Annotated in this window: 5 protein-coding genes; 2 read left to right on the forward strand and 3 right to left on the reverse strand. The window is 71.7% G+C overall.

Annotated features, from left to right (window positions below):
• Nucleotides 1-14 precede the first annotated feature (14 nt).
• Both ACFWEJ_RS26980 and ACFWEJ_RS26985 read right to left on the reverse strand, forming a co-directional pair.
• Entirely contained in the window at nucleotides 15-950 is a 936-nt protein-coding gene (locus tag ACFWEJ_RS26980; RefSeq protein WP_377232253.1) for a hypothetical protein, read from the reverse strand.
• Between the two features lie 5 nt (nucleotides 951-955).
• Nucleotides 956-1,222, reverse strand: coding sequence for a GlsB/YeaQ/YmgE family stress response membrane protein (locus ACFWEJ_RS26985; RefSeq protein WP_377232254.1), 267 nt, complete (start codon nucleotides 1,220-1,222; stop codon nucleotides 956-958).
• A gap of 212 nt (nucleotides 1,223-1,434) precedes the next feature.
• Between ACFWEJ_RS26985 and ACFWEJ_RS26990 the strand changes: the two genes are divergently transcribed.
• Nucleotides 1,435-2,271, forward strand: coding sequence for an ion transporter (locus tag ACFWEJ_RS26990; protein WP_377232255.1), 837 nt, complete (start codon nucleotides 1,435-1,437; stop codon nucleotides 2,269-2,271).
• Here the strand turns inward: ACFWEJ_RS26990 and ACFWEJ_RS26995 are convergent.
• Nucleotides 2,268-4,208 carry a class I tRNA ligase family protein gene (locus ACFWEJ_RS26995; protein WP_377232256.1) on the reverse strand — a complete coding sequence of 647 codons (1,941 nt, stop codon included), beginning with the start codon at nucleotides 4,206-4,208 and terminating at the stop codon, nucleotides 2,268-2,270. The genes ACFWEJ_RS26990 and ACFWEJ_RS26995 overlap by 4 nt on opposite strands.
• A gap of 602 nt (nucleotides 4,209-4,810) precedes the next feature.
• Here ACFWEJ_RS26995 and ACFWEJ_RS27000 point away from each other — a divergent pair.
• Complete coding sequence (locus ACFWEJ_RS27000) at nucleotides 4,811-5,032, forward strand: hypothetical protein (protein ID WP_377232257.1); 222 nt, start codon at nucleotides 4,811-4,813, stop codon at nucleotides 5,030-5,032.
• Nucleotides 5,033-5,350 lie beyond the last annotated feature (318 nt).

The following is a 5,350-nucleotide window of genomic DNA, read 5'->3' on the forward strand; positions in this document are numbered from 1 at the left end:
CCTCTCGCTTATCCCTACTCCGGCCAGTCGCAGCTGTCCGCGATGAAGGCGAACAGGTCGGCGCGCGCCGAGTCGGCCATGGGAACGTAGATCACGTGCTGCGTCACGCCGTCGACGCTCGCCGTCACGGGCAGGAAGGTGCCGCGCTTGTCCTCGCCCACGGCGTGGGCGTCGCAGCGGGCGGGCACCACGGGCAGCGTGACGCTGCCAGAACGCTGCCCGTCGAGCGCGGAGCTGGTCCAGCCGGAGTCCTCGCCGTCCGGGTCGGGGTTGTTCATGATCGTGGTCCCGGCGATCCGGTCGATCGTGACCTCGGGCCCGCCGTCCACCGGATCGATCCGCAGCGTGACCAGGGCGGTCAGCTCCCCGTCGCGCGTCTCGACCGGGATGTCCGGATCGACGGCGAGGCTCGCGCCGGCGGCGACCGCGGCCGTGGCGCAGTCCACCGCGTGGTTCCGCGCGAGGTGCCCGCCGGGATCGCCCACCTCCGCGACGACGACGTCGGAGGCCGGACCCAGGTCGTCGAACTCGCCGAGGGCCAGGGTGATCGTGGCCGACGGCGCGGCGTCCGGCACCGGCTCCTCCGGTCCCGCCGGGAAGCCCGCGCACTCCGCCTCGCCGAGCTGGACGTAGACGTCCCGCGTGGTGCCGGGCCGCAGCGCCGGGGTGCGGTTCTCCTTGGTGGGCTGGGACGGGCCGAAACCGTCCGCGTCCAGGGCGCCAGACACCAGCGTCATCGTCTCGTCCGAGTCGTTGGTGACCGCGAGGACGATCTCGCGGGCGGCGTACTGCGTGCGCCCCTGGTCCACCTGGACGCTGAGGTGGTCGGCGATGTCGTCGGGCACGGGCCCCAGGGTCGACGACGGCGCGGGCGCGCCCGAACATGCGACCGCGGCCGCCCCGACCAGCGACGTCAGGACGACGACGATGGTGGTGCGGCCGCGGGCCACAGCGGTCAGGCGGTCTTGCGCCGACCGAAGATCGCCTGGGCGATCAGGATGACGATGACCGCGCCGATCACCGCGAAGAGCCAGGTCGACCAGGACCAGAACTCGTCGAATCCGATGTTGAAGATGAGTCCGCCCAGCCAGCCGCCGAGCATGGCCCCGAGCACGCCGAGAAGCAAGGTGACCCAGAAACCGCCCGGCTGCTTGCCCGGGATGACGATGCGTGCGATGACACCGGCGATCAGTCCGAGGATGAGAAAGGCCCAGAAGCCCATGGCATTTTCCTCCAGTCGTGTTGCTTGCTTGTGCTCTACTCCAGCACTGATTTGGTTCACTTGCCACCGGACCCGCCGATTCACCCCCATATCGGGACATTGCGCTCCGACAAGTCGGGACACACCGCCGCGCTAAGGTTCGCCCGGGCAAGGGGCCCTGAGGCAAGGCCGGAGCGTGGGCTCCGGGCACGGGAAAGTGGAGGAACACCCGGATGAACCAGGAGATCGGCGTACAGGCCGCGCCGCGTACCGGACGAGAGCGGCTGCGTGCCTTCCTCGACCAGAGGTGGGTCACCAACCTCGTGCTCGGGGTGATCCTGGCGAACGCCCTGGTCCTGGGCGCGGAGACGATGGTGGACGGCGAGGCGTTCGAGGTTCTGCAGAACATCGACCACGTCATGCTCGGCTTCTTCGTGCTGGAGCTGCTCCTGCGGCTGGTCGCGTACGGCTGGCGCTTCTTCCGCGACCCGTGGAACGTGTTCGACCTGCTCGTGGTGGGCGTCGCCGTGCTCCCGGCCACCGAGTCGCTGTCCGCCCTGCGTGCCCTGCGGGTGCTGCGCGTGCTGCGGGTCATCTCGGCGGTGCCCGCGCTGCGCCGCGTCGTGGACGGGCTGCTGCGGGCCGTGCCCGGGATGGGTGCCGTGGGCGCCCTGCTGGTGCTGGTCATGTACGTGTCGGCGGTCATCGCGACCGGCCTGTTCGGCGCGTCGTCCCCGGAGTACTTCGGCAGCCTGTGGACGTCCCTGTTCACGCTCTTCCAGGCCATGACGGGCGAGGCCTGGCCCGACATCGCGCGCACGGTGATGGAGACCCATCCCGCCGCGTGGATCTTCTTCGTGCTCTACATCCTGGTGGTCAGCTTCGCGGTGCTGAACCTGTTCATCGCCGTCATCGTCAACGGCATGGAGGAGATCTCCGAGGAGGAGCGCAAGGACGACGAGCAGAAGGACGAGCGGCTCGACGCCCTGGCCGAGCAGAACCGCGAGATCCTCGTCGAGCTCCGCGCCCTGCGCGCGAAGCTCGAGGAGGACGACGGCGCGGCCGCCTAGCTGGGCGTCGCGCCGGGCGTCACGTCGGGCGTCACGCCCGGCTCGGTCACGACGTTGACCAGGTGCGGCGGGCGGACCACGACCCGCCGCACCGCCCGGCCGCCCACGGCGCGCGTGACCGCCGGCCGCGCCAGGGCGGCCCGCTCCAGCTCGGCCGGGGCGACGTCCGCCGCGACCAGGACCCGGTCCCGCACCCGGCCGTCCACCTGGATCACGGCCTCGGCCTCGGACGTCACCAGGTAGGCCGGGTCCACCTCCGGCCACGGCTGCGCCGCGACCGGCGTCGCGTGGCCCAGCCGCTCCCACAGCTCCTGGGCGGTGAACGGCGCGAACAGGCTCAGCAGCACCGCGACGGCGGAGACCGCCTCGCGGTGGGCCTCCGCGCCGTCCGACGGCGCAGCGCGCCGGACCTCGCCCACCAGCTCCATCAGGCGCGCGATCGCGACGTTGAACCGCCCGGCCTCGACCAGGCCGTCGACGTCGTGCACGGTCCGGTGCACCGTGCGGCGCAGGTCGTCGGACGCGCGCCCGCCCGGTCCCGGCCCGCCCGGGTCGGACCCCGCCGGGACCAGCCGCAGCACGCGGGCCAGGAACTTGCGCATCGCCTCCGGCGAGACGTCCGCCCAGTCGACGTCGTCCTCCGGCGGGCCGGCGAACAGCATCGCCAGCCGGACGGCGTCGACCCCGTGCCGGTCCAGCTCCGCCGCCAGGTCCACGCCGTTGCCCAGCGACTTGCTCATCGCGCGGCCGTGGTTGACCACCTGCCCCTGGTTCATCAGCCGGGCGTACGGCTCGGGCGACGGCACCAGGCCCATGTCGTACAGCACCTTGGTGACGAACCGCGCGTACAGCAGGTGCATCGTCGCGTGCTCGACGCCGCCCACGTACAGCGCGGCGGGCATCCACCGGGCGGCGTCCTCGGGCCGGAACGGCCCGCCGTCGTACCCGGGCGACAGGTAGCGCAGGAAGTACCAGGACGAGTCCACGAACGTGTCCATCGTGTCCGTGTCCCGCTCCGCCGGACCGCCGCAGCGCGGGCATGTGGTCTCCACCCACTCGCGGGCGGCGGCCAGGGGCGAGACGTCGCCCGGGGCCAGGCGGTCCCCCTCCAGGTACGGCAGCTCGACGGGCAGCTCGTCGTCCGGCACCAGCACCTCCCCGCAGGCCGGGCAGTGCACCACCGGGATCGGCGCGCCCCAGTAGCGCTGCCGCGAGACCAGCCAGTCGTGCAGGCGATAGGTGGGCTCGCCGTCCGGCCCCGCGGAGCGGCCGATCCAGTTGCGCTGCATCGTCAGCACGTGCGCGGGCCAGCCCGGCTCCAGCAGCGCCATGTCGTCCAGCAGCCGGTCCGCGTACGCGGTGGTCCGGAAGAACCACTGCGTCAGGCTGCGCGCGACGACGGCGGTGCCGCAGCGCTCGCACGCGCCGTCGACGACCTGCTCGTTGGCCAGGACCGTGCGGTCGTGCGGGCACCAGTTCACCTCCGCCTCGGCCCGGTAGGCCAGGCCCCGGTCGTGCAGGCGGGCGAACAGCCACTGCGTCCAGCGGTAGTACTCCGGCTCGTGGGTGTGCAGCCGGCGCGACCAGTCGAACGAGACGCCGTAGCGCTCGATCGACGCCGCCTGGGTCGCGATGTTGGCCTCCGTGAACACGGCCGGGTGCTCGCCACGGCGGATCGCCGCGTTCTCGGCCGGCAGGCCGAACGAGTCCCAGCCCACCGGGTTCAGCACGTCGAAGCCCTTGGCGCGCCAGTGCCGCGCCACGACGTCGGTGATCGCGAACACCTCGGCGTGACCCATGTGCAGGTCCCCCGAGGGGTACGGGAACATCGTCAGCAGGTAGCGGCGGGGCCGCGCGCCGTCGTCGGACGCCGCGAACGGGTGGGCCGCGGCCGGACCGCCGCCGGCGGGTTCAGGGGTGGTGCGCTGCTCGCTCATGGTTCTCGCTCTCCGGTGCGTCGATCGGGTCCGGGCACGAAAAAGCCCCCCGCAAGGAGGGGCGGCCGCACCGGTCGTGCCCGATCGAGGGCGAATCCGGTGCGGCTACACAAGCAGCGAGCGTGCCGAGCGCATGCCTCAACGGTACGCGGGCCGGCCGAGCCGGGTAAAGGAAGTTCGCCTGCCCGCCGACGGCGGGGCCGCGCGGGGACACGAGCGCCGGATCGGTCCGCCGCCAGCGAGGTCCGAGCCGGCGCTCACGCCGGAGAGCGGGAGATCGTGGCTCGGCGTGCCCCCAGCGCACTCCGAACCACGGTCTCCCACCCGACGCGCCGGAGCTCGGCCCGCCCCCAGCGAGGTCCGAACTTCGTCCGCGTCGCAGCTAAGACGCGGGCACGTCCCGGATGTCACAGCACTTTTTGATGCATTCACATGTGGCCTGGATCACAGGCCTACCGGATGAAATTGGATCGCGCGCGCTGAACGATGCCCTGGGCACTCATATCGGACGTCGACATCGGCCCGAACCGGACGCCACAGAACAATCCGAAGAAATTTCCAGAAGTGCTGTGACATCCAGGCGGCTCGCGCGTCTGGGCTGCATGGAACACACCGAGCACCCCGAACTCGTTCGTCTGGGCGCCCAGTACCTGCGCGCGTACGCGGAGGGCGATGCCGTCAACCTCTACCGCCTGGCCGACGCGTGGGGGGCGAGCGACCTGATCGCCGCCACCTGTGAGGTCGCGCTCGCGATCATCCACGCGACGTCCGGACCGCAGGGCCTCGACGCAGTATCGACCGCGTTCTCGACCACCCGGAGGTGAGTGCCTGATGGAGACGAACAGACCCACGCCCGAGCCCGCGCTCGGGACCCCGTCGGAGGCCGTGCCGGCCGCGCCCCCCAGCGGCGCCGCCACGGCGTCCGATCACGCCGGAAAGTTGCACAAACGTGCATCTGTGGTGCGATCATTGCCGAGCGAGTCGAAACCGGACACTATGCGCAGAGGGGAACAGGTTCGCGTGACGACCACAGGTGACCTGCGGATTGACGACTGGGTGGTGCACCGGCCCAACGTCGTACGCTCCGTCGCAGCACGCGTACCCGGCATCGACGCCGAGGAGGCCACCAGCCGCGCCCTCGA

Source organism: Promicromonospora sp. NPDC060204 (assembly GCF_042728455.1).
In the GTDB taxonomy this organism is placed as follows: Bacteria; Actinomycetota; Actinomycetes; order Actinomycetales; family Cellulomonadaceae; genus Promicromonospora.

What these genes read in the sequence shown, in the direction of transcription:
- ACFWEJ_RS26985 (WP_377232254.1), bottom strand. Translation starts at nt 1,222, where the DNA reads ATGGGCTTCTGGGCCTTTCTCATCCTCGGACTGATCGCCGGTGTCATC.
- ACFWEJ_RS27000 (WP_377232257.1), top strand. Translation starts at nt 4,811, where the DNA reads ATGGAACACACCGAGCACCCCGAACTCGTTCGTCTGGGCGCCCAGTAC.
- ACFWEJ_RS26995 (WP_377232256.1), bottom strand. Translation starts at nt 4,208, where the DNA reads ATGAGCGAGCAGCGCACCACCCCTGAACCCGCCGGCGGCGGTCCGGCC.
- ACFWEJ_RS26990 (WP_377232255.1), top strand. Translation starts at nt 1,435, where the DNA reads ATGAACCAGGAGATCGGCGTACAGGCCGCGCCGCGTACCGGACGAGAG.